A 25574-nucleotide genomic window follows, 5' to 3' on the forward strand; every position below is an offset into this window, starting at 1 on the left:
CTATGGCTAAAAAAATAACAATCGGACTAGTCATCCTTCTGATCGCTATCCAACTCATCCCCATCGACAAAAACGAATCCGGACCCACGGAATACGATGTAACTACTGCCTATCAGGTTCCCGAACAGGTATCGATCATCCTCCAGGGAGCCTGTAATGACTGTCACTCCAATACCACCAAGTACCCCTGGTATTCAAACATCCAACCGGTGGGATTGTGGCTAAATCACCACGTGACCGAAGGAAAAGGCCACTTGAATTTCTCCGAATTTACCAGCCGTCCTTTGGCAGTACAAAACCACAAATTCGAAGAAGTGGTGGAAACGGTGGAAAGCGGCGAAATGCCCTTAGCCTCCTATACCTACCTAGGCCTTCATCCCGAGGCAAATCTCAGCGAAGCGGAAAAAGCCACCTTGATCTCATGGGCAAAAGATCAAATGGCCATGCTCGCATCCAACTATCCGGCTGACAGCTTGGTCATGAAAAGGAGATCTCCTCCTCCAGCCCAATAGCACAACGTTTTTGAGCCCCAAAACCCTTGGGGCTTTTTCTTTTTCAACTGGCCAAACCCCAAAATCTTTCCCTATTTTCCGAAATGAAAAATTTTTCCGACAAAGAAGTCCGATGGGGCATTTTGGGCGTGGGAAACGTCTGCGAAGTCAAGTCGGCCCCAGCCATGAACCTCGTTCCCAACAGCCGCCTGGTGGCAGTGATGCGCCGGGACGAAGCCAAAGTAAAAGACTATGCCCTCCGCCACGTGGTCGGCAAGTGGTACACCGATGCGCAGCAGCTGATCGACGACCCCGAGGTCAACGCGATCTACATCGCCACCCCTCCCAATGCCCACCTGGAGCTCACCCGCATGGCGGCGGCGGCTGGCAAACCGGTCTATGTGGAAAAACCCATGGCCCGCACCCACGGGGAATGCCTCCAGATGATCGATGTCTGCCACCAAGCCCAGGTACCGCTCTTTGTGGCCTACTATCGCCGAGCCCTGCCCCATTTTGTCAAAATCAAGGAACTCATGGAAGCCGGTGCCATCGGCGAGATCCGCAGCATCCATGTCAACATGCGGCAGGTGCTGGAGCCGGAGATCATCACCAAGCTGGAAAACAACTGGCGGGTAGATCCTGAGATAGCCGGTGGCGGATACTTCTACGACCTGGCCTCCCATCAGCTGGACCTGCTGGATTTCTTCTTTGGAAAAGTGACCCACGCGGCGGGCTTTTCGGGCAATCAGGCCAAAGCCTACACCGTGGAAGATATCGTCGCGGGCAGCTTCGTCTTCGAAAACGGCGTCTTGGGCACCGGCAACTGGTGCTTCACCTCTTCCGAGTCGGCGGAGATAGACGAGACGGTCATCGAGGGCAGCACGGGACAGATCCGCTACGCGACCTTTGGAAAGGGGGAATTTACCCTGATCCAAGACGGCAAGGAGCCACAACTCTTGCAGTTTGAGCTTCCCAAGCACATCCAGCAGCCCCTCATCCACAGCATCGTCGACGAGCTCCTCGGCCGGGGCCTCTGTCCCAGCACAGGCATCTCCGGCGCCAGAGCCAACTGGGTTTTGGGCGAGCTGGTCAAGGAGCGCGTCTCCTGAACTCCTTTCTTTTCCCCAAACAATCAATCGCCAAACCCATTTTTCCCACAATTTTTTATAACTTAAAATTTAACCTTTATCAACTCCGGACCCCATGCACGATCACCCGATAGTAGTCTTCATGGCACTTTTGATCCTAGGCTACGGCCTTTTTTCCCGAAAAGCAGAAAACTCCATCATTACCGCTCCGATGATCTTTTTGGTCATCGGGCTGTTGGTCAGCTTTTTTGACCTGGAGCTGCTGAGTGAAGGACCCAAAGCCGGCTTTGTGAAGCCTTTGATGGAATTCACGCTGCTTCTGGTGCTCTTCATCGACGGCTCGACCATAGACTTGACGAGCCTCAGACAGGATCGAGCACTGCCCTTTCGCCTGCTCTCTATCGGACTGCCGCTGACCATGGCCTTGGGGGCATTATTGGCCATCGTGATGTTTCCGGAGATCCGGCCCCTCCCGCTGATCCTGATGGCTTTTATCCTATCTCCCACCGATGCAGCTCTAGGCCAGGCGGTGGTGACGGGCGAGCAGGTGCCCCGCCGCATCCGACAGACGATCAACGTGGAAAGCGGCCTGAACGACGGCATCGGCCTTCCGCCCATCCTCGTGTGCATCGCCCTGCTTTCCGGCTCTGCTGGAGAGGGTTTTGACGGGCAATATTGGCTGGCCTTCGTTGCCAAGCAGTTTGTGTATGGCCCACTCATCGGCGGCCTGATCGGCTGGCTGGGCGGCAAACTGGTGGAGCAGGCCTATCGCAAAGGCATGATCACTCCGGTGTACCAGATGCTGGCCTCGGTATCCATCGCGGTTTTGGCCTTCGCTGGGGCCGAACATCTGGGAGGAAACGGCTTCATTGCCGCCTACGTGGCTGGGATGCTTCTCGGAGCGCAGACCGACCACCTCCGCGAGCGCATGAAGGAGTTTGGAGAGGCGGGCAGCCAGATCATGATTCTCTTCATCTTCCTGCTGGTGGGCATGATCCTCGTACCCATCTCCTATCCTCTCTGGACTTGGAAAACCCTGGCCTACGCTCTGCTGAGCCTCACCGTGATCCGCATGGTTCCCGCTGCGATCAGCCTCTATCGATCCGGCTTGGACACCAAGACGATATGGTTCATCGGTTGGTTTGGCCCGAGGGGGATAGCCTCTGTCCTATACATGCTGATGGCAATCATCCAGCTCGGCACCGAGGGGTATGAGGAGATCGTCAGCATCATCACGCTGACGGTGGTTTTGAGCATTTTCCTGCACGGAATCACTGCCGTGCCGCTTTCGGGCATTTTCAAAAGAAAATATTGAGCTCCAAGCTGTCCAAAACAATCATGGCCGCGGTTTTTCCCCACGCTACTTTCTGCTAACTTAAAGTCGACCTAAAATCTGAACTCTATGAAAAGGACGTTCGCGCTCGCTTTTTTCCTTGGGATGCTGAGCTTTTCCCAAACGCTTTTTGCCCAAAATCTCAAAAACCGAGTCCAGCCCGGCAAAATGTACAACGCTGGAGACTCCATCTACGCCCCCCGATATGGACTCAGCGCCAAAATCCCACAAGGCTGGGTCGGCGTCCTTCCCCGGGAGACGGAAGTCTTCCTGCTCAATTCATCCTCGGGCACCTTCGGTGAAATCTTTGTTTTTGGAAGGGAAAAAATCGACCTCCAGCAGCTCTCCGACTCCTGGAAGGCGGGTGTCAACGTATCCGAAACGATCAGGCTACAGGCAATCGACCCCATCCTGGAAGGCGACCTGCTCTACTCCCACGCCCAGGCGGTGGGTAACTACCTTCCACCGAAAAACTACCGTGCCTTTGCCGCCACCCGATGTGGTGAGGCCTGCATCACGGTGCTGGCGATCTCCGAGGAAAGCAACGCCGAATCCACCGCGCAAGCAGCACTGGCAATGCTGAAAACCGCCTCGCTCTCCACCCCAAGGGAAATCGATCCTTACGAGGGCTTTGACTGGCAGGAATTTCTCTCCGGCAAGCTTCTCATCGCCTTCGAAGGCTTCACCGGCGGCAAGCAACAGACCAAAGTCACGCTCTGCGCGGACGGAAGCTTCAGCGCCCAGATCTCCAAAAAAGGCATGATGAAAGACTCCAACCCAGACTACAAAGGAGGAATGAAGGGAAGCTGGGCCGTGGACGGGATGAACTCCAAGGCGACACTCACGCTCACTTTCGACAAGGAAAAGCTGGCGCCTTTTGTGGCCAACCTCAAATTTGTGAACGAGGAGCTCTACGTCAACGATGAAAGGCACTACGCCAGCCAGTCCGAGAAATGTAATTAAACCTGAGGCCGCAAGGCCTCTTTTTTTTAGGCTGCTTTGCCTCCACAATCCTTTGCCCCGGCAATTTGCTTTCCGGTACTGCGGCTTTTTTTGCCTCTGGCAGCAGGGGATATTTTTTTCCCTTCTAGGCCAGCGGGCTGGGAGGCCTTGGATTCAGCCGACACGGTAGGACACAGCTCCTGCCCGCCAGGTAAAGGCTGGGGAAATTGCAAGACACTTTTAGTCATAGCGACACTATCCTAGACAAAACAGAGGTATTTCAAAGGTTTTTTGATAGAAAACAGGGACTATTAGCCATAATACAGTTGGTTTTTAAAAAGCTAAGTAGAGAAATTAGTCCATGGCTATTGAGAAGAAAACCCTGCGGTATTTTTAGATAGCCAACCGTATTGACGCAGCATATAAGAAAGGCAGTTTATACACACTGTATAGCCTTCACAATACATCTAACAATAACAATTAAACCCTTACTTCCCTTGAAAAATTTCTATTTCGTTTTCACCGAAAGCTAACCCCCACTTTTACTTCAGGCAAACTAGAGACTGTAATCATTTGATTGACAGATGGAAAACTATTTTCTAAACTGAAAATTATCCTACATCGACTCTAGGCAGCAGGCACTACATATCACTATATGTAGCTACGCTATGGCACCAACCTATTTTACATAGGACGGGATAGGTATGTACGTTTTTCATCATTCAACATCAATCAAAAAACCATTATAAATCATGAAATACAAGTCTTTATATAAGATTGTTTTTTTTAGCTGTATGGTGTTATTGATCGCGGATCCCCAGTCATTTGCCTCCACTTTTGGCGCCACGGCTTCCGCCGGTGCCAAAAGCCGTGAGACAGAGGTCAGTGGAGTCGTGTTTGATTCCCAAGGATTGCCGCTACCGGGAGTGTCGGTGATCGTCAAAGGCACCAGCACCGGAGTGGCCACAGACCTCGACGGACGCTACTCGATCACCGTACCGGGAGCCGAAACCGTTCTTTTATTCTCCTTTATCGGCTACAACACGCAGGAGATCACGGTGGGCAACCAAAGCACAATCAATATAACCCTGACCGAAAACCTCGCCAATCTGGAGGAAGTTCTGGTCGTAGGCTATGGAGTGCAGAAAAAAGGCACCATCACCGGTGCCATCGGCGAAGTAAAGGCGGAGGAGCTTCTCCGCACTCCTGCCGTGACCACCTCCGGAGCGCTGGTGGGAAAAATGCAGGGCATCACCGCCCGGCAAGGCGATGCCCGCCCCGGAGCGAGCACCTCCATCCAGATCCGAAACATGGGACAACCGCTTTTTGTAATTGACGGAATCCCCTCGGATGCCGGCCAATTCAACAACCTCGGGCAGTCGGACATCGAAAGCATCACCGTGCTGAAGGATGCCTCCGCGGCCATCTACGGGATGCGGGCGGCCAACGGCGTGGTGCTCGTCACCACCAAAAAGGGCCGTGCCAACCAGAAGGCGGAGATCAGCCTGTCCGGCTACTACGGGCTACAAAACTTCACCCGGTATCCCCAGCCTGCCAATGCCTATCAGCACCTGCGCGCCAATGCGGAATCTGAAGTAAACCTGGGCGGCAGACCCTCCATCAGTGCCGATGAGTTGGCCAAATGGCAACAGGGGACCGAAAAGGGCTACCAAAGCTTTGACTACTACGACTTCATCATGAAGCCCAACGTGCCCCAGTACTCTCTCAACGCGAGCGCCATCGGAGGATCCGAAAACACCAAATACTTCTTTTCCCTCTCGCACCTGAACCAGGACGCGACGATTGACGACTACCTCTTCCAGCGGACCAACTTCCAGTCCAACATCGATATGACCCTAGCCGACGGCCTCACCGTGGGCACGCAGATCAGCGGCAGACTGGAAAACCGGGAGCAGGTAGGTGTCCCGGGGCTGGATGACTACTTCAACCCCTTTCTCTCAATCTTCACCATGTGGCCGACGGAGCGTCCCTACGCCAATGACAACCCCAACTACGTGAACGGAGACGTGCACAACATCAACGTAAACCCAGCCACCTACACCAAGGAGGTGACCGGCTACATCGATGAGGTATGGAGAGCTTTCAAAAGCAACTTCTACGCGCAGTATGAATTTGGATTTGGCCTGTCGATGAAAGGCACCTACTCCTACAACTTCACCAACCTGGACTTCGACGGATTCGAGTATACCTACGACGGCTATATCTACAACGAGACCACGGGGGAATACGAGACCCGACCCGAATGGGGCAACCAAAATCCTTGGAGGGAGCGCAGAAAACGGAATACCGTCGACCGTGTGACCCAGTTTCAGCTCAACTATGGAAAAAACTGGGGCGACCACAGCCTTTCCGCCTTGGCGGCCTTCGAGCGATGGGACCAAAACTCCCACTACATGGTCGTCCACACCGTACCGCCAAACAACTACATCCCCATCATGTCTTTCGCAGACCAAGATCTCCTGATCGACGAGATCTATCAGGAGGCCCGAGAGGGGTATTTGGCCAAGATCAACTACAACTACAAGGAAAAATACCTCTTGGAGGCCTTTGGGCGCTATGACGGGTCCTTCCTGTTTGACGAAAGCAACCGGTATGGCTTTTTCCCCGGCATCTCGGCGGGATGGCAAATCTCCGACGAGTCCTTCATGGATCCTCTGAAAGGAAAATTGTTTTCTGGGCTGAAGCTGCGGGGATCCTGGGGACAGACCGGAAATGACCGAAACCCGAACAATTCCTTCATCGTCGCGCCATTCAGCTACTATGCAGGCTACACCTTTATCCCTACAGCCGGAGGCAGCGCAGTTTTGGACGGCAACTTTGTGCCAGGAGTAGATCCGCGGGGGCTTCCGGTGACCAACCTGTCCTGGATTACCAACACCAACATCAACTTCGGACTGGATGCCTACTTCTTTGACAACAAGCTCTTTCTCCAAGGGGATATTTTCGAGCGCAGAAGAACCGGGCTTCCGGCCGGACGCTACGACGTACTCCTACCGCTCGAGGTCGGCTATGGCTTGCCTGCGGAAAACCTCGAATCCGACGCACATCGAGGTATCGAAGGGATACTCACCTATACGGGAAAAGTCGGCGATCTCAGCTATTCCCTCAGCGCCAACGCCACTGTTTCCCGCCTCAAAATCACCGAGCGCTACAAACCACGCTTTGGCAACTCCTGGCACGAATACCGCACCGACCAGGAAGGCCGCTGGGCCAACATCAACTGGGGCTATGAGGTCATCGGCCGCTTTGAAAGCCAAGAGCACATCGACAACTATCCGGTGAATGTGGACGGACAGGGCAACCGCAACCTGCTTCCGGGAGACTTCATCTACAACGACGTCAACGGCGATGGGCTCATCAACGGCATGGACGAGCGCCCGATCGGCTACTCCGAAGGAGCCAATCCCTACATGAGCTTTGGCTTCAATTCCAGCTTCAACTACAAGGGCTTCGACCTCTTCTTGGGCTTTGCCGGCGCGTCGATGCAGACTTTCACCCGAAACTGGGAGCTGCGCTACCCCTTCCAAAACAACGGGACTTCGCCAGACTTCATGTTTGAAGACCGTTGGCATCGGGCCGACCTGTACAACTCAGACAGTGAGTGGATACCTGGCCACTATCCGGCTATCCGCCGATTTGGCGCCGACCACCTCTACCGCCACAATACCTTTTGGCTTACCAACGTGAAGTACATGCGTCTCCGCAACCTGGAACTTGGGTACCGACTCAGCCCGGCCGCACTGGAGAAGATCGGCCTCCAGTCCCTGCGCGTCTACTTCAACGGCACCAACCTGTTCTCATTTGACAATGTGGACGACTTCGGCATCGATCCGGAAATCACCTCCGCCAATGGCCTGGTGTATCCTCAGCAGCGCATGTTCAACTTCGGTTTTAGCGTCACCCTATAAACCCAACTACCATGAAATTCTACAAAAAATATATCCTTGGCATCACGCTACTCGGCGTGCTCAGTACCTCCTGCGACTCGGAATGGCTCGACCGCGAGCCGCCCAATATCCTGGTGGACGACCAGGTGTGGAACGACACCAAGCTAGTGACCGGCGTCCTCTCCAACTACTATGACCGGCTGCCTGCCCATACCTCCCTGACCGGGGGATGGGTGGACTTCGCCGCCTACGACGAAGCCATGTGGTCTGGCTACTCGGGCAACGACTGGCTCAACAACCTAGTCACCTACGACTACGGCCGCTGGGGCCTCTGGGACTATGGCCTGATCCGCGACATCAATCTGGCTATCGACAAGCTCAACACGCTCTCCACCCTCCCGGCCGAGCAAAGGACACAGTTTATCAGCGAGCTTCGATTCATCCGTGCGTGGGTTTACTTCGACCATGTGAAGCGTATGGGTGGAGTGCCTCTGATCACCGAGGAGCTGATCTACGATTTCGGAGGTGATCCCAGCTACCTCCAATATCCCCGCAATACCGAGGCAGAGGTCTATGACTTTGTCATCAGTGAGATGGAAGACATCGCAGGCACGCTGGGCAATGCAGGCAGCAAGACAAGGGCAAATCGGTTTACCGCCTTGGCCGTAGTCAGCCGAGCGGCACTGTATGCCGGGTCGCTGGCCAAATACAATTCCGCCATGAGTGCCCCTATCTCGCTGCCGGGCGGCGAAGTAGGCATTCCGGCTGCCAGAGCCGCAGCTTATTTCACCAAAGCCTTGGCGGCGTCCGAGACTATCCTGAAGGAAGGCGGCTATGCACTCTACCGCTCCAATCCCAACTTGGGAGAAAACTTTTACGAGGCAGTCATCAGCAAAAACGGAAACTCCGAAGTCATTTGGGCGCAGGATTTTCTGCTGTCAGCCGACAAAAGGCACGGCTTTACCTACGACAATGTGGCCCGCTCAGCACGGGAAGACAACCTCGGCAGCTCCGCCATTACGCCGGGGCTCAACTTGGTCGAGGAGTTTCAATACCTGGACGGGACGCCTGGCATCCTGAAGACCCGCACCGCCGATGGCTCTGACTACCTCTACTACGAGAAGGTCTCTGACCTCTTCGCCAATAAGGATGCGCGGATGTACGGCACGATCATCTACCCTGGGGCTTCTTTCCGCGGGCAGGAGATCTTCATGCAGGCAGGCGTGGCCGTGTGGAATGGCTCGACCTACGACCTGGTAGAGTCCAACGGACTGGCGACCGAATACAGCGACGGTGGAGTCCTCACCTCCGCAGCCGGTCCGCACCGATCTATCCAGGAGGTGTCCAACACGGGGTTTTATCTGAGAAAATACGTGGACAACGCAGTCGGATCCAGCACCCGAGGTATCCGAAGCGAAGTATGGTGGGTAAGGTTTCGACTGGGAGAAATCTACCTCAATGCGGCAGAAGCAGCCTTTGAGCTGGGGCAAAACGGCCTTGCCCTCACCTATGTCAATGCACTCCGGGAGCGCGCTGGCTTCGGTACCAACAGCCTCTCCGACCTCGACATCACCGACATCCGACACGAGCGCCGGGTGGAGCTGGCCTTTGAAGACCATGTCGTGTGGGACTACAAGCGATGGAGAATCGCCCATGAAAAGTGGTCAGGCAACCCCAACAATCCGGAAAGCATGATCTACAGCCTCTATCCCTATCGGGTGGTACGGCCTGGCGATGAGCGTGACGGCAAGTATGTGTTCGTCAAATCCGTCGCGCCAAGATTCCGCGCCCCGAGGTTTTTCCAAATGGCGAACTACTACTCCCTGATCGGCCAAAACATCATCGATGCCAACCCGAAAATCGTAAGAAACCCATTCCACTAATAAAGCCATTGCCATGAAATTGATATCGTTTAAACCAATTCTCATTCTCCTGTTGGGGCTGCTGGCCGCCAGCTGCGAGTTTGACAACTTCGAAGCGCCCAAGTCCACGCTATCCGGCAGGATCGTCTACAATGGCGAGACCTTGGGGCTGAGAAGCACCGGAGTACAGGTGGAGCTCTGGCAGCGCGGCTATGACCTCTTCCAGAAAATCCCGGTGTACGTGGATCAGGACGGCAGCTTCTCTGCAGTGCTGTTTGACGGGGACTACAAGATGACCCTGATCCGGGGCAATGGCCCTTGGCTGGACAAGACTGATTCGATCGACGTCCAGGTGCGGGGCTCCAAGATGCTCGACGTGGAAGTCTCCCCCTACTACCACATCACCAACTCCTCGGTGAGCCGTAGTGGCAACAACCTCAACGTCACCTTCACGGTCAATGGAGTCAACACCTCTAGAGCCCTGGAATTTGCCGCGATCTACATGGGCAGAACCATCATCACCGATGCGGTGAGAAACGAAGGCCGACACCTCCTCACCGCCCAAAACATCACGCTGGGAACGCCAGTAACCGTGCAGATTCCCATTCCAGCCTCCTTGGCCGGAAGACAGGAGGTTTTCGTGAGGATTGGAGCAAAAACGGTGGGCGTGCCAGAACTCATCTACACGCAGTCCGAGGCCTACTGACCTTTCTTTCGCTTGGCAAAAGCGACAACGCAAAACCTATTAATCCTAAGAAAGCAGAACGGGTTAATATCTAAGAGCCGGGGCATTTTGTCCCAGGCTCTTTTTTTTGTGCCTTGGGCACTCCATTTTATCCGAAACAACAAGACTCTGTCCCGAGTCCAGCGACAAAAACTGAGGCCTATCCAAAAAAAACGCTGCGCTGGCAGACGAAAAAATTGGCAAAAGCCCCGGGACGCACCCGACTTTATTGAAGGATCGACAGGACAGCTTACCCAAGATTTAAACTTAAAACCATCTGATTAAGTGATTTTTTAATAAAAGTAACTTTAAATACTTCTACTTTTTAGAAAAATGCAAATTCTACCCAGCGTTCATTTGGGATATTTTTAAAAAACTGGCTCGATTTTCGAATAAGGAGAAGCAACCTTTCAGTCCCTTCCGTCATCTATAAAACCAAAAGCGTATGACCTAAACCAAAACTACACACACCCCAAGTCCAAACGCCCCAACCGTCAGGATAATTACTCTACACTAAACCACAAAACACCATGAACACACACTTTATCACTCGCTTCTTCGGCTCTCTCCTGCTGGGACTCGTCCTTTTGGCGGCCATGTTTGTCCCGTCGGAATCCGAAGCAAAAAAACTCCCGGCGATAGGCTTCCAGGTCTTTTACGACGAACTCACCCCTTATGGCGACTGGGTCAAGGATGCCCGCCATGGCTACATCTGGCTTCCCGCAGTCCGGGGCGACTTCCATCCTTACGGTACCGAGGGCCACTGGGTGATGACCGAATACGGCAACACCTGGGTCTCCTACTATGACTGGGGCTGGGCCCCCTTCCATTACGGACGATGGTACTACGACGACTATTTCCAGAGCTGGGCGTGGATCCCCGGATACGAATGGGGCCCTGCTTGGGTCAACTGGCGAACCGGCGGAGGCTATTACGGATGGGCGCCACTCGGTCCCGGCCTGTCTATCCAGGTGAGCATGGCTATCCCTGCGTTCCACTGGGTATTCATACCCAACCACCGCATCCACCACCACTACGCATACAGATACTACGCCCCTCACAAGACGAAAGTGAAAATCTACAACAACACCACGATCATCAACAATACCGTAGTGTACAATAACCGCACCTACGTGGGCGGTCCCCAAAGGCGAGAACTGGAGCGGGTGACCCGGACCTCCGTGCCGGTGTATAATGTGCAGGGTGGCAATGCCCCCGGAAGAGCGGCTGTATCCAGAGGCTCCGTCACACTGTACCGTCCCGAAGTAGAGGAATCCAGAGGAAGAACCACTGACGTGAGACCTTCCCGTGTACTGGACGCACAGCAGGCCAAAACCGCCCGATCCAGCAGAGAGCTCAATTCCTCCACACCGTCCAGAAGCAGCGCACCAAGCGTCAACTCGGGCGGCAGATCCGTGGAATCCAGCCCGAGATCGATCCAGAGCCCCGGTGCCACCCGGAACAGCTCCACCCCTAGCCGCTCTGCGAGTCCCAGTGTCAAGGAGGGAAGCAACAAGCCGGTAATCACGCCTATGCCGGACAATCCCTCCAATCGAAGCCGAACCTCCACCCCTTCTCGCAGCCAAAGCAGCGGTAGTCGTGAAGTGGCTCCTTCCAGATCATCTGAAGTACGAAGAGAGTCCACCCAAACCCAACAAGCTCCGGCGCGAGGCACAGTGGAACAATCCAGACCAACTCAGGCTCCAGCAAGGGCGCAATCGCCCCAGGTCAGAAGTTCCGCCCCGGCGAGGAGCCAGTCAAGCAGGCCCAGTTCGGAGGTGAAAAGCAGCTCTCCTGAAAGGAAAAGCTCGAGCTCCAGCGGAGCGAGAACCTCGGGATCGACGGCTAGCAGATCCTCCAACAAGGAACGAAACAACTGAAAACAGTAACCGATTGATCTAAGTGAAAAGCCTGGCGCAGCAAGCGTCAGGCTTTTTCTATGTCCAGCACTAGACAAAAAAAGGTCGCCCCGCGTAGCGCAGGGCGACCAATTGATCCAAAGCCATCCGGAAAACCGGGAAGGCATTTCTTTTTGATTAGTTGGCGTAACCGGGGTTTTGTGTCAGCGAAGGATTTCGCTGCAGCTCCTGCTCTGGCAGCGGGAACAGCATCGTGGATTCCTTCACCGCAGCACCAAAGAAGTTGACCGCCCCTACGGCATCCACAAACTGGATATCGCCTGATCCATCCTCGGCAGGCTGGGGAAACTTGCGGGTACGCATCACGTCAAACCAAATCGGATACTCAAACACCAACTCGCGAAGTCTTTCCTTCCATACTTCTTCGACAAACTGCTCTGCGGAAAGTGCGGAAAGCTCGCTTCGGATTACTTGGGGATCTTGCTTCCAATACGCCCGCGCCCGGATTTGAGCCAGGTAGTCCACCGCCTCCTGGGTCACGCCCTCCGACTTGGCAATCGCCTCGGCCGCAATCAGGAGCACATCTGCATAGGTGGAGACCGGAATCTCTCGGCTAGACTGCGCGGAGCCAAAGATGGCCGTCTCATCCATCCACATGTAGGGCGAAGTATTGAACTCCACGTTCTCCCCATCGATCACGATGGAGGAGTGGAAATACTGCTTTTCCTGAACCCGCAGGTCATTTGCCGCATCGTAGGAATTCAAGAGGTCGGCGGTTGGGCCGTAGGCATTGTTGGTGATCGCGTAGGAAACCAAAGGAGCCATACTTACCGGGAAGCTGAGAGCGGGATAGCCGTTGTTGGCAATCGCCGCGTCAAACTCATAGAAGTAAATGAACTCGCTTGGGATCTGCTCGCTGTCCTTGATTTTGTTGTAGGCAGAGCCGTTGGGAGCGAGGTCTCCGCTGCCGGTGCGGGTGTGCTGCACCAGGGAATAAATCCCCGAGTTGATGACCTCTCTCGCAGCTTGGGCTGCCTCGGCATACCGGTTGGCATTCACCGCGGCACCGCTCATGGTGAGGTTGACCTCTGCCAAAAGCGTCTGCGCCACGCCTCTGGTGATTCGTCCGGCATTGCCGACCATGGTAGCCTGCGGCAAAGCGCCGGAGTTGATGGCGAATTCCAGATCTTCCAGGATCAAGTCATAGACCTGCGCAACGGGAGTACGCTCGAGGAAGAGGTTTTCCAGACTTTCGTACGGCTCGGTCACCAAAGGCACATCGCCAAACATTCGCGCCAGGAAGTAGTAGTTGTAAGCGCGGAAATACCTGGCCTCTGCCAGATAGCGATTGGCATCCGCCTCACCCAATCCTGGAGTGGTCGGGATGTATTTGATCGCATTGTTGGCTCTGGAGATCCCTACATAGATGTCCGACCACATGGAATTGAAGTAGTCAGACAGGTTTAGCCCGTCAAAGACGATGTTTTGTCCACGCTGCACGTGGAATTCCTGGCCTTTGTAGTCATTGTCCACAAAGCCGGAGACATAAGGTCCAAACATGATCCGAGCTCCCGAGTACACCCCGGTCTCGTACATCTGCATCGCACCTCTTCTATAAAGCGCATTGACCGCGTCCCGGGCGTGCTCAGGTCGCTGGAAATATTGGTTTGAGGCTACCTCGTCCACGGGCTTTTCTTCCAAAAAACCCTCACAGGAGGCAGTCAACAAGCTCAGTCCAAGAAATAGAAAATTTATCTTTTTCATGTGTTAGTTCTTTTTGGGTTAGAATTGAAGGCTCAGGCCAAGGGTGAAAGTCCTCGGTCTAGGATACTGGAAGAAGAAGATGTTCTGCCCCCACTGGTTGCCTTCCCAGGAGGAAGCCTCCGGATCGTATCCCTTGAAGTCCTTGGAGTGGATCAAAAAGGCATTTTGCACATTGCCATATACCCGCAGGTTTCTCAAGCCCTTGCTCTTGGCCATCACGTCGTTGAACGTGTAGCCCAGGGAAATCAGGTTGCCTCGGATGTACGAGCCGTCGGTCACCCAGTGGCTGTCCACCTCAGAGTTTTGGCCTGAATAGACCCCGTTTCTGATCTGCTGAACCATCGTGTTTTGGTTGTCCTCAGTCCAGGCATCGTAAAGCGTGGACGCCAAGCCGCTAGCCAAACCGGTACGGTCTTCGGTGGAGTGGAAAAACTGCTGAAGGATATCCACATCCGCTACAAACTGGATATCCAGCGTGAAGTCGAAGTTTTTGTAGAACACATTGTTGATGAATGAACCGGTCCACTTGGGCAGCCCGTTTCCGATGATTCTTCTATCCGCGCTGCGCTTGGCCTCACCCGGGATGGCTCCTACCTCAGCAGCTGCCGCCGCCTCGTCGGTTCCCCAAGTTCCCAATCGCTCAAAACCCCAGAAGGAGCTCAGCGGCTCGCCCACTCTCAGGATGGTCTGGCTACCAGACACCCAGTTTGGACCAGGGAAGATATCCTCGTTGTTTTCGCCCAGCTTCTCGATTTCGTTGATGTTGTAGGAGAAGTTCAGGTTGGTATCCCAGTTCAGGTTGGAGGTGGAAACAGGGAAGGCTTTCACCAAGACTTCTACGCCTCGGTTAGAGACCGAACCGATATTATCCCTCACCGCGGAGAATCCGGAAGAGGAAGGAACGGGTCTATCCAGCAGCAAATCCGTGGTCAGCTTGTGGTAATAGTCGAAGCTGAAGGTTAGCGCTCTGTCCAGGACAGAAAGGTCAAACCCGATGTCGAACTGACGGGTCTTTTCCCATTCCAAATCCGGGTTTGGAAGACGGTTCACATAGCTGATCGGAGCACGAGTGCCATTGATCAGAGTGGTGGCTGTGGAGATGGTTCCCAAAGACTGGTAGGTCGGGATCTCCGTGTTGCCAGTGATACCCCAGCTGGTACGCAGCTTCAGCTCGCTGATGGTATTGCCCATGCCCTGCATGAACGGTTCGTTGGAGATCACGTAGCCCAGGCCGACGGATGGGAACACGCCATATTTGTTGTTGTCCCCAAATCTGGAAGAACCGTCCACACGACCGGTGAAGGTCACGAGGTACTTGCTCATGTAGTTGTAGTTACCTCTCAGGAAGTAGGAGTTCATGCTCCACTCGTCGTATCCGGAGTTTGGCGTTCCTGGCTGGGAAGCGGCTTGGATCCGGTTGAAAGTGAAGGTGTCATCCGAAAAGCCAGTCGCGCTCACGTTGAAGAACTCGTCGGTTCTTTTCTGCCAGCTCAGACCGGCCATGGCATTGATGGAGTGCTCTCCAAACTCCTTGGTGTAGGTCAGATAGTTTTCCTGCTGCCAGTACAGCGATCGGGAGGTGCCCAAGTACGCATAGCCGTTAGGCGAGCTGATGTTGATCAGATCGGTCGGGCTATAGGTCTGCTCGTTGTAGTCGTTTTTGTCAAAACCAAACTGGGTCCTCAAATCCAATCCCGGAAGGATGTGGAAAGTGGTATAGAGGTTACCAAAGAGCTTGGTTCTTTTTCTCAATCTATCCTGAGTGGTCAAGACATGGACCGGGTTGGGGATAGCCTCAAACCCATACGGATCGGACACCATGGAAGTGTTGCTCCAAGTACCGTCGGGGAACTTCACCGGGAAGATCGCAGGCATCTCGATCATGGATCTTCTCGGCATCTGGTGTCCGCCGCTTTCCTCAAAGACGTTTTCCTTGGTACTGTTTGCCAACAGGTTCAGACCTACGGAAAGCCATTTTTTCGGCGTCGCGTCATAGGCGAACTTACCATTCACACGCTCCAGGTAGTTGTTGAGCATGATCCCTTCCAGATTGGAATAGTTGAGGAAGGCTCCGAAAGAGGACTTGTCCGCCTTGGACTGGAAGGAGAGCTGGTGGTTGTTGGAAATGGCCGTTCTGGTGGCCTCTTCCTGCCAATCGGTATCGTAGAGCGGATTGCCGTTGGCATCGAATAGGTTCGGGTCATTGGCGGTAAATGGCGGGATCGGAGAGTCGCTGTATTTGCTGTGGTTGGCAAAGCCTCTTTCCAACACTTCCATAAACTCCGCCGCATTGAGGACGTCCATTTTCTTGGGCAATACGCCTATGCTGACGTAGCCGTCGTAGGACACGATCTCGCCGGTGGTTTTGGCTCCGCGCTTGGTGGAGACCATCACGACCCCATTGGCACCGCGGGCTCCGTAGATCGCGGTAGAGGAAGCGTCTTTGAGCACTTCCATGCTTTCGATGTCGTTCGGGTTGAGAAACTCGATGTTTTCCATCACCACACCATCCACCACATAGAGCGGCTGGGAGGAGGAATTGATCGTGCCGAGGCCTCGGATCAGGACTCTTGGGCTGGAGGATGGCGAACCTGAGTTCAGGAACACGTTCACACCGGCCACTTTTCCTTTCAGGCCTTGCAGCGCGTTGGCCACGGGAGCTTTCAGGAGCTCCTCTGCGCCCACCACGCCTACCGAACCGGTCAGGTCGGACTTTTTCACCGTACCATACCCCACCACGACCACTTCGTCCAGGCCTTGGGTATCGGTCATCATCGTCAGGTCAAATACGCGACGCTCGCCGACCGGCATCTCAATCGTTTGCATCCCGATAAAGCTAAAAACCAGGACAGACTCCGAAGAAGCCACGTTCAGTGTAAACTTCCCGTCAACGTCGGTCACGGTTCCGTTGGAGGTGCCTTTTTCGATGATGGAAACGCCGGGAAGGGACATTCCCGTCTCGTCCACGATGGTACCGGTCACCGTCTCTTGCGGCACGAGCTCGATGCTCACCGCCTCAGGTGCCCCGTTGGGCTCCACGCGCACGTGGATGTTTTTGTTGACCTGACGGAAATTCAGCCCAGTCTGCTGGGAAAAATCCACCAGCAAGTCGTACAGACTGCCGGACTTGGAGATCGAAACCGAGGGAAGGTCTCGCAGTTCACGATGGTTGAAGACGAAGTTGTAGCCCGTAGCTACTTCGATCTTCGAAAACGCTTCCTGCACGGAGGCGTCTTGCAGCTCTATCTTGACCGGTACTTCATCGATGGCCTTGATCTGGGCTACGCCAGAATAGGCAAAAAGAAAACTCATCGAAAAGCACTGAATCACAAAGCTGTAAAGGATAGTTTTGGACATAGCCAATAAGCTTAACAGTATGCTTTTTTTCATAACTTTACTTCATGTTTAGACTATTTGAGAATGGTTTGAACTAGGGTTTTGATTATCCGCCAAGACCGATCAAAACCGCAACTGGCCGGGGTGATCCATCACCTTCGGCCTTTTACTTTTCGTGGGTTTGTTGCATGGGCTTTTGGGTTAAGGGTTAAATTGGATATATACTTTTTTGCCTTCGATGCGATACTTGAAGCGGGAAGAATAGCTGAGCCCTTCCAGGATGTTTTCGAGACTCTCGTCCACAAACCTGCCCGACACATGGAGGCTTTGTGGGACTTTGTTTTCAAAAAGGACCTCCACCCCAAACCAGGCTTCCAGTTTTTTGCTGGCTGCGCCAAAGTGGGTTTGGTCAAAAATCAAGGTCTTGTTCATCCAAGCGAGGGCCCTCTCCGCGTCAAACTCCGTCTTTTCCCACTTTCCGCTTTCCAGCGAAGTCAGAATACCTTCTCCAGGAGCCAGGCGCTGCGCTAGGTCCGCGTCCTCGCGACTCACCAAGACCTCCCCTTTCACCAACGAAATGGAAACATCCTCACCCGGGAAAGAAAAGACATTGAACTCCGTGCCCAGGGCTCTGGTGGAGACCGAGCCTGTCTTCACGATAAAAGGCCGCGAAGGATCGTGCGCCACCTCAAAGTACGCCTCCCCTTCCAGGGTCAACAGGCGCAGGGAATCCGTAAAACCTTTGGTGTAGCTGATCTTGCTCCCCGAGTTCAGAAAGACCACAGAGCCGTCCTCCAGCGTGATCGTGGACTTGACGCCAAGGGGAGCCTGCAGCACTTCCGTCTCCGCCAGCACCGGAGCGGCCTGCTCCTGGGTCGCGGTGAGGGTCTTGGCCAAGAAATAGCCCAATGTCCCCACCAAAGCGAGGACTGCCGCGGCCTTTCTGCGCCAGGCGGTTCTTTTCTTTTTGGCCGCTTCTTGGTTGTGCTGCTGGATGGCCGCCCAGGAATCCAAACTGATAATCTTGGGCTCCCTTTCGGACTGGGATTCTGACTCGATTTTGCCGGCGATAGCCGTCCAGATCTCCTCTTTTGCCGTGCTGGCCAGCCCAGACTTCTTCTTGGACAGGTGGATCAAAAACTTGCGCGCCAACATGATGTCGGCGATTTTCTCGGGATGCTCTTTCAAAAAATTCTCCCAATAGGCTTTTCCCTCCTTGCTATTGTCCAATATCCATCCCCTGAATTCAGGGTCTAGGATAAAGTCCTCAACAGAATACTCGGCTTTGCTCATAGGTGCTGTGTTCTTCTTTAAGAGAGCATCCGGGCAAAAAGTTATCCTTTATTTTTTCAGATTTTTTAAGAAAAAAGTCAGCAGGTCGGAGCACTAGCCTACAAAAACCCAGAACACCAGCAAGTTGACCACTTTCAGCAGATGCTTCTTGAGGTTCGAAACCGCCTTCCAAGCCAGGGTATAGGTAGACCGGAGGTTGATGTTCATGATTTGGGAGGTCTCCTCGTAGGAAAAATCCTGAAAGTAGAGGCAGTCGATCACCGCCTTTTGCCGTTTGGGCAGATCCTCGATTGCCTCGCTCAGCTTCACTTTCAAGTGCGCTTCCACCTGGAAATTGGCAAGCTTGGACTCGGCACTTTCCACGATTGCGCCATGTTCTTCCATGTACTTTTGGTGGACGGCTTCGCTCTTTTTACTCTCCCGACCTTCCCTGAAAATACGGTTTGCCAAGCACTTGTACAGGTAAAACTTCACGTTTACCGAAGAATTCACACTGGAATGATACCTCCAAAGTTCCAAAAAAACATCCTGAACAGCGTCCTTTACTTGGCTTTCACTGCCAGTCAGGGTCATCCCAAAGCCAAAAAGTTCGTCGACATAGAGCTCATAAAAAAACCGAAGTGCAGACTGATCGCCATCTTTCAAGCGCAGCCAATAGGCAGACTCCTCCTCGGCGACTTGGAGTTTTGGGTTCATTATGATAATTGGGTTAGTTAATTGGATTCAGCCGTAAGCAAAACATAATCGAAAAATTTTCAAAACATCTATCATAGCTGCGACTACGCCGGGCGGCCACTTAAAATCACCTTTCCCCGATTCGACTCCCCCAACGGCCTTTCTCGACCATAAACGCAGCGATCTTGCGAGGCCATTTTTTATATGAACGGCAAACCTTCCTTTGATCCGCATCGGCTACAGAGCACCCCTCCGTCGAGGCTAAGCCCCTCCATTTCAGGAATACAGCCTTCAAAAGCGAGCATGTTTTCCGCAGACGCATCACCTTTTTGATAGCCAAAAAAAGGCACAAGCTTGCTAGCCTGTGCCTGATGACTTATGAGAATCCTTGACCTAGCCTTTTTTCACCATGGGAATCACTTCCTCCCCGATCAGTGCGATGCTGTCCGAAAGCTGCTGGTGGCTTAGCCCGGCATTGTCCATCTGGAAGGTAAAGCGGTCGATCCCTCCCAGCGACTCGCTGTGGCGAAGGATCTTTTCAGCCACTTCCTCCGGCTCGCCGATGAGGTAAGCGCCCCGTTTGGCATTTTGGGCCTCGAAATGTCCACGAGTCACCGGCGGCCATCCCCGCTCTCGGCCGATCCGGGTGAAGGTCTCCGCATAGCCTGGATAGTACGCCTCCACGGCCTCCTCATGGGATCGGCCCACGTAGCCAAGGGAGTGAAGTCCGACTTTGAGCTGGTCTTGGGAAAAACCGGCCTTGTCCCCCGCTTCCCGATAAAGATCCACCAAGGACCGGAAGCGATGCGTCTCGCCACCGATCACGGCGACCATCAGGGGCAGTCCCAGCGAACCCGCCCGGACAAACGAGCCCGGTGTGCCGCCGACTCCGAGCCAGATCGGCAACGTCTTCTGTACCGGACGCGGATAGATGGGCTGCTTGTCCAGCGCCGGACGAAACTTGCCGGACCAGGTGACAGTCTCCTGTTCGTTGATTTGGAGCAGCAGCCCCAGCTTTTCGGCAAAAAGCTTATCGTAGTCTTCCAGCCTAAGCCCGAAAAGCGGGAAGGCCTCCGTGAAAGAACCCCGACCGACCACCATTTCCGCTCGCCCCTTGGACACCAGATCCAGCGTAGCAAACTGTTGGAAGACGCGGACCGGATCCGCCGCGCTCAGCACGGTGACCGCACTGCTCAGCCGGATGTTTTGGGTCATCCCAGCGGCGGCGGCCAAAATGACTGAAGTCGCCGAGTCGAGAAATTCCTTGCGGTGATGCTCCCCGATAGAGAACACGTCCAGCCCCTTTTCGTCTGCCAGCTTGATCCGCTCCAGGAGCTCCTGCATGGCGTTTTCAGCCGTTCCAACGGGGTTTCCATCCCGATCCGTGACAAAAGCGGCAAAACTGTCTATTCCGATTTCCATCGATTTTCCTTTCTTTTTTTTTGAAAACAAAACCCAAAGGATACCCAAAAGATTCATTTCCCACACCATCGCTGGCAATGCCTAAAACACATACTTTTACCCCATGGACCAACAAATTCTCATCGATCTGGTGACCAAAAAAATGCCCTTTGGCAAGTACAAAGGCTGGCTGCTCTGCGATGTGCCTGAGCACTACCTGGTTTGGATGAAAGGAAAAGGCTTTCCCGAAGGCAAGCTCGGCATGTGGCTCCACACGCTGTACGAGATCAAACTCAACGGACTGGAGGGAATCCTGGCCGAACTCAAAAGAAATTACAGGTAGCGTTCCTTTCGCAGTTCATTTGCTTTCCTGCCTGGTGGAATGCAACATATCCAGCCTCCATCCTTCGGCCGTCTTCACGGCAGTGGCGCTCTCCAGCCACTCCACTTCCCGGACCACCTCGGCCCCTCGGCTGATCGTCGCAAAGTTGTGATAGGCGATCCAGGCCCGATTGCCCGAGATGCTTGTCTTGATAAACTCAAAGCGGTTTACCCGCGTCGTGGGGTTGGTATTTTGCCTTGCCTTGACGAAATAGTCCAGAATCTTCGGCATGTCCCATACCTCCCCATCTTCCAGCAGGATGAAATCCTCGGTGTAAAACTCCCCTACCCGATCAGCTTCGAAGCCGGAAAAAAGCACGTCAAAGGAACCCTGGATCAGCTGTTGGACTTGCTCCTCGTCGGTTTGCTGCTGGGCTTGGGCAAAGAGGGATATACCGAAAAACAGAAACAGAAGGCCTTGCTTAAGCATAGTGGGAGGACCGGTTTTAGTTAGGTTTGATCAATTCTTCGTACAGGATATTCACCGTCTGGCGGATCACGGCGTTGAAGCCATTTTCATAGGTCGGGTCGCAGCCGTTGCTGATCACGACGACGCCAAATTTTTCCTTCGGGTCAAAAAACATCGCACTGAACAGGCCATAGGCCGAGCCCGTATGGCCAACGAGCTCTCGTCCGGCGATCAGCTTGTCCGTTTTCCAAAGCGCTAGGCCGTAACTTTCCTCCGGGGAAATAGGCGTCTGCATGGTCTGCGCGTTCTTTTTACTGATGATTCTGGCCGTTTCTCCCTTCCCATAGTTCATGTGCATGATCATGTACCTCGCCAGGTCAGGTGCGGAGATCTTCATGCCACCGGTCGGTGAAAAAATAGGCGTGCTGTATCCAAACTGGTAGTTTGCGATCTCCTCGATCCGTGGCGCATAGGCGGCGGGAGAAAGGGTGAATTTGGCAGAATCAGGATCATAGACATAGATCGAGGCAAAACTCATGGCATCGAGCTCGTTGACGTTGTAGCCTCCATACAGCCCCAGCGGTGCCAAGACATGCCCGCGCACATACTGGTCAAAACGTTCTCCCGAATACTTCTCGATGATGGCCCCGGTCATGTTGTAGGCGAGATTGCAGTATTGATAGCCTTCTCCGGGAGCGTAGTCATTGTAGGCCTTTTGCCAATTCGGATTTTTGGATGGATTGATCGCATCGAGGGTAAAGTATCCCTCGGAGTCGCTTATGCTGGAGGTATGGGAAAGCAGCATGCGCAGGGTGATCACCCGGTCGGGAAACTTGGGGTTTCTCACTTCGAAGCCCATTAGCCCGCTGACATCGTCATCCAAACCCAAGGCCTTGCTTTCGACCAGCTGCATCACCGAAGTCGCCGAAAAGGACTTGGAGATCGAAGCGATGCGAAAGATATCCGAGCTCTCGAGCTGCTCGACGCCCTCCTCTTTCCAGCCAAAGGCCTTCTGATAGACCAGCTCCCCGTCCTTCACCACCGCTACGGAAAGCCCCATCACGGGCCTAGCGTCCATCAGGGCTTCTATCCGAGACTGGAATCTGTCCTGACAGAGGCCCGCTGCGGCCACGGCAATGCACAGAAGAGAGGTAAGCAGCATTTTCTTCATATTGGGGAAATTACGGCATTTTGTCCTAAATACCAGCCCAACTCGCCCAACACAAGCAGTGTAGCCTCTGATGGGCATCCATTCAACAGTTTGTCCCGAAGGGCAACAGACCAGCAGCAAAAGCCGGCACTCCCATTTAGCGCAGCGGTTGGCTATCGCTTTGGGCAGGCCTCATTGGAGATTTTTTGACAAAAAAGTGTCTAACCCCGCTGAAAGCTAGCGTGATCGTCGGAAAAGGCTTTTACCCTTTCCCTTCCTTTTCCACAGGCATCCGAACGCAAAAACAAACCCCAGTGCCTGGCAAGCGCCGATTGGCACCTTCATTGGAATCGAGGGGGAAACCAAACACTAATCTACAATGATGGTAAAATCCAAATCCAATCTATGGGTAGCGCTTGCAGCTCCACTTCTACTAGGAATCGCCTCTTGCTCCAAAGACGACGACGGCATGCCTACCGATCCCCAAACCCAGGCGAAACTCAGTGCGGTAGCGGTAGAGTCAGGATCCTCTTCGTCTTCCAGCGCTCGGGTGGAAGTAAGCGGCTTTGCGGTCAGCCAGTTTTCCGTCGGTACGCAAGACGTGGACATGAAATACTACGCCGAGGCGGACTTGACAGCCGGCATCAGTCTGGGAGACCTGCAGCTGAAGTCTGCCGTGAACGCCGGCCTTCAGAGCTCTTCCTCTTCCAAAAAGTCTGTGGTGCTGATTTCTAACGGCGAGAGCAAATTTGGCGTCATCGGAGAGGGAGGCACACCGGAAGGAAACTACACCGAGGTGGCCTTCAAGCTCTACAAATCAACCGAATCAAATGCCAACGACCCGATGTACCAAAAATCCCTGCTGATCACCGGGGAAATCAACGGCAAGCTGGCGCAGGTCTGGACAGAGAGCGAAAAAAGCATCCGTGCCAGCTCAAAAAGCTCCACGGGAGTGGACGTGAGCGAAAACACGGAGATGGTGCTGCAGTTTGAACTGGACAAACTGTTTGCCGGAGTAAACATGGGCACGGCACTTGACGCAAACGGCGACGGACGGATCGAGATCGGCCCCAACAGCCCAGATGGCAATGCGGCCATCCTCGCCAAGATCGAAAGCAACCTGGAAACTGCTGTCAGCCTCAACAAGCGCTAAGCAATCCAATCCAAAAAGAAAGGGCCGAACGAATTCGGCCCTTTTTGCTTTACAGCCCAGGGTAAAACCGGGCGTCCAGTTCTATCTGCTTGGCAAAAAGACAGTTTTGCCGTTTTCGGCGCTTTCCTTTGCCGCTTGGAGAATCTCCATCACCACCAGGTTGTTTTCCAGCGAGTAGGGGTCAAAAGGATCGAGCTTTGTCTCCCCTCTTACCACGGCGATCAACACGGAAAAGGGATCGTCAAAAGGCTGCGCCCTGTCGGGCAGCTCTATTTTTTCCTCCGAAAACCCACTGTACCCCTCTGCCATTCTCACCCTAAGGTGGCTACCGTCATCGGCAAAAATCGCCCCCGTGAGCCCGTAAACCTCCATATCCTTCCGGCCTATGGGCCAGTTCCAGGAGGCTTCAATAATAGTCTGGGAATTGGGATAAGCCAAGATGATCGTCGCTTCGTCGTCCACCTTGGGATTGTCTCCCTGATTCAGCTGCTGGGTGACCGCGGTGACGGAGATGGGCCGCTGCCCCTCCAGGAGCCAAGTGCTCAGATTTGCCCCATAGCAGCCAAAGTCCATCAGCGCCCCGGCTCCGTTGAGTTCCGGATCGGTGAGCCAATCCAGGAATTCCGGGCCCACGCCAATCTTCTTTGGGCCGCGGTGTCCGTCCCTGACGACGATCTTTCGGGCCTCGCCCACCTTTCCGGATTGGAGTAGCGCTTTGGCTTTCTCGTTGCTGGCGTACCAGCTGGTCTCGTAGTTGGTCAGGAGGTGTATTCCGTGCTTTTTCGCGAGGCCGGCCATCTCGGTGGCATGGGCTAGGCTGACTGCCAAAGGCTTTTCCACCATCACGTGGATGCCCCTGGGCGCACAGGCCTTCACGATCTCCAAATGGTGAAACGTCGCCCCAAAGCCGGTCACCGCCTCGGGGTTGGTCTTTTCGACCATTTCTTCCACAGTGTCAAAGACGATGTCCATGGACAAGCCATGCTGTCGAGCATAGCGCTCGGCCAAGGCCCGATTGGGCTCGGCAATGCCCACTATCTCCAAATCCGGCCGTTTGTGGGCCTCCAGCACCCAGCCCACATGGCCATGGTGCAGTCCGGCCACGCCGATCTTCAAGACTTGTGCTTGGGAAAACGAGACCGGCAGCATGCCGATCAGTAAAAACAAAAACAGGGTAGCTTTTTTCATTCTGGAAATTAAACCAGAATGTCCGGATTTTTGGACTTTTCGAAAAAGGGATTGGCGAGGGACCGCTTAAGTCTATCTTTCCCATCAAATCATCTAGAAAAAACCTGATTTGGGGCAAGCTACTTGACCCGCTCCTTCTGCAGCCTCTCAAACTCCTCCAGCAGCGCAATCAGCTTGATCCGAACGTGCTTGTCAGAAATATCCAGCCCCATGGCCGAAAACTGCGTCTGGATGAAGGTCATCGCGTTGTAAGGGGTGACGCTGACCTTGTTGAATGCGGCTTCTTCGGGCGTCAGGATATTGTTGTACATGTCCATCAGCACATAGCCGCGGTCAGAGCTTCGCAAAACCTCTAAGGCCTTGTCTATTATGGTATTCCACTTCATTTCTTAGGGTCGGGTGATCGGGGTAAAATTAAGAACCAACACCGAAAATCAAAACCCAAATACTAACCTAATAGAGAAGGTAAACTATCTCACGATTGGCATATTTAGAAAGATTATAGTGATACCAAAGCGAGATTGTAAAAGAGTTTTTTGTTAATTTGAACGACTTTTATTGAGTGATGAAAAGCGCATTTTTAAGTGCGGGACTATTTTAAAACCGATACGATTCTT

Annotated in this window: 19 protein-coding genes; 10 read left to right on the plus strand and 9 right to left on the minus strand. The window is 53.8% G+C overall.

Annotated features, from left to right (window positions below; all coding sequences use genetic code 11):
• The first annotated feature begins 2 nt into the window (after nucleotides 1-2).
• The 8 genes from J0A68_RS09050 to J0A68_RS09085 all read left to right on the plus strand — a co-directional run bounded on the left by J0A68_RS09050 (nucleotide 3) and on the right by J0A68_RS09085 (nucleotide 12228).
• Complete coding sequence (locus J0A68_RS09050) at nucleotides 3-512, plus strand: heme-binding domain-containing protein (protein ID WP_206577886.1); 510 nt, start codon at nucleotides 3-5, stop codon at nucleotides 510-512.
• A gap of 83 nt (nucleotides 513-595) precedes the next feature.
• Entirely contained in the window at nucleotides 596-1600 is a 1005-nt protein-coding gene (locus J0A68_RS09055) for a Gfo/Idh/MocA family protein (protein WP_206577887.1), read from the plus strand.
• A gap of 94 nt (nucleotides 1601-1694) precedes the next feature.
• On the plus strand, nucleotides 1695-2894 hold the full coding sequence (locus J0A68_RS09060) for a cation:proton antiporter (protein ID WP_206577888.1): 1200 nt from the start codon (nucleotides 1695-1697) through the stop codon (nucleotides 2892-2894).
• Nucleotides 2895-2981: 87 nt separating this feature from the next.
• Nucleotides 2982-3875 (plus strand): hypothetical protein, encoded by an 894-nt coding sequence (locus tag J0A68_RS09065; protein WP_206577889.1) that lies wholly within the window; start codon nucleotides 2982-2984, stop codon nucleotides 3873-3875.
• Between the two features lie 773 nt (nucleotides 3876-4648).
• A complete protein-coding gene (locus J0A68_RS09070; protein ID WP_236021433.1) occupies nucleotides 4649-7783 on the plus strand; it encodes a SusC/RagA family TonB-linked outer membrane protein in 3135 nt (1044 codons plus the stop codon).
• 11 nt (nucleotides 7784-7794) lie between these two features.
• Nucleotides 7795-9645 (plus strand): RagB/SusD family nutrient uptake outer membrane protein, encoded by a 1851-nt coding sequence (locus J0A68_RS09075; protein WP_206577891.1) that lies wholly within the window; start codon nucleotides 7795-7797, stop codon nucleotides 9643-9645.
• A 13-nt stretch (nucleotides 9646-9658) separates the two neighbouring features.
• Nucleotides 9659-10330: a DUF3823 domain-containing protein gene (locus J0A68_RS09080; protein WP_206577892.1), complete on the plus strand. Its 672-nt coding sequence runs from the start codon at nucleotides 9659-9661 to the stop codon at nucleotides 10328-10330.
• Between the two features lie 548 nt (nucleotides 10331-10878).
• Nucleotides 10879-12228 carry a DUF6600 domain-containing protein gene (locus J0A68_RS09085; RefSeq protein WP_206577893.1) on the plus strand — a complete coding sequence of 450 codons (1350 nt, stop codon included), beginning with the start codon at nucleotides 10879-10881 and terminating at the stop codon, nucleotides 12226-12228.
• 156 nt (nucleotides 12229-12384) lie between these two features.
• Here J0A68_RS09085 and J0A68_RS09090 read toward each other — a convergent pair whose 3' ends face one another.
• From J0A68_RS09090 to J0A68_RS09110, 5 genes are all read right to left on the minus strand, one after another.
• Entirely contained in the window at nucleotides 12385-13971 is a 1587-nt protein-coding gene (locus J0A68_RS09090) for a RagB/SusD family nutrient uptake outer membrane protein (protein ID WP_206577894.1), read from the minus strand.
• An 18-nt stretch (nucleotides 13972-13989) separates the two neighbouring features.
• Nucleotides 13990-17328 (minus strand): SusC/RagA family TonB-linked outer membrane protein, encoded by a 3339-nt coding sequence (locus J0A68_RS09095; RefSeq protein ID WP_206577895.1) that lies wholly within the window; start codon nucleotides 17326-17328, stop codon nucleotides 13990-13992.
• A gap of 180 nt (nucleotides 17329-17508) precedes the next feature.
• Nucleotides 17509-18600: a FecR family protein gene (locus tag J0A68_RS09100; protein WP_206577896.1), complete on the minus strand. Its 1092-nt coding sequence runs from the start codon at nucleotides 18598-18600 to the stop codon at nucleotides 17509-17511.
• Nucleotides 18601-18693: 93 nt separating this feature from the next.
• A complete protein-coding gene (locus J0A68_RS09105; protein WP_206577897.1) occupies nucleotides 18694-19296 on the minus strand; it encodes an RNA polymerase sigma factor in 603 nt (200 codons plus the stop codon).
• A 372-nt stretch (nucleotides 19297-19668) separates the two neighbouring features.
• A complete protein-coding gene (locus J0A68_RS09110) occupies nucleotides 19669-20697 on the minus strand; it encodes an LLM class flavin-dependent oxidoreductase (RefSeq protein ID WP_206577898.1) in 1029 nt (342 codons plus the stop codon).
• Between the two features lie 103 nt (nucleotides 20698-20800).
• On the opposite strand from J0A68_RS09110, the gene J0A68_RS09115 reads away from it, so the two are divergent.
• Entirely contained in the window at nucleotides 20801-21019 is a 219-nt protein-coding gene (locus J0A68_RS09115) for a DUF3820 family protein (protein WP_206577899.1), read from the plus strand.
• Between the two features lie 15 nt (nucleotides 21020-21034).
• Here J0A68_RS09115 and J0A68_RS09120 read toward each other — a convergent pair whose 3' ends face one another.
• Nucleotides 21035-21487 carry a DUF4440 domain-containing protein gene (locus J0A68_RS09120; RefSeq protein WP_206577900.1) on the minus strand — a complete coding sequence of 151 codons (453 nt, stop codon included), beginning with the start codon at nucleotides 21485-21487 and terminating at the stop codon, nucleotides 21035-21037.
• Nucleotides 21488-21503: 16 nt separating this feature from the next.
• Entirely contained in the window at nucleotides 21504-22637 is a 1134-nt protein-coding gene (locus tag J0A68_RS09125; protein ID WP_206577901.1) for a serine hydrolase domain-containing protein, read from the minus strand.
• A gap of 361 nt (nucleotides 22638-22998) precedes the next feature.
• Here J0A68_RS09125 and J0A68_RS09130 point away from each other — a divergent pair, with 361 nt between their 5' ends.
• On the plus strand, nucleotides 22999-23769 hold the full coding sequence (locus J0A68_RS09130) for a hypothetical protein (protein ID WP_236021435.1): 771 nt from the start codon (nucleotides 22999-23001) through the stop codon (nucleotides 23767-23769).
• Between the two features lie 81 nt (nucleotides 23770-23850).
• Here J0A68_RS09130 and J0A68_RS09135 read toward each other — a convergent pair whose 3' ends face one another.
• Nucleotides 23851-24957: a Gfo/Idh/MocA family protein gene (locus J0A68_RS09135; RefSeq protein ID WP_206577902.1), complete on the minus strand. Its 1107-nt coding sequence runs from the start codon at nucleotides 24955-24957 to the stop codon at nucleotides 23851-23853.
• A 119-nt stretch (nucleotides 24958-25076) separates the two neighbouring features.
• On the minus strand, nucleotides 25077-25343 hold the full coding sequence (locus J0A68_RS09140) for a hypothetical protein (protein WP_206577903.1): 267 nt from the start codon (nucleotides 25341-25343) through the stop codon (nucleotides 25077-25079).
• Between the last annotated feature and the right edge of the window lie 231 nt (nucleotides 25344-25574).

This window comes from Algoriphagus oliviformis, from assembly GCF_017254915.1.
Lineage (GTDB): Bacteria > Bacteroidota > Bacteroidia > Cytophagales > Cyclobacteriaceae > Algoriphagus > Algoriphagus oliviformis.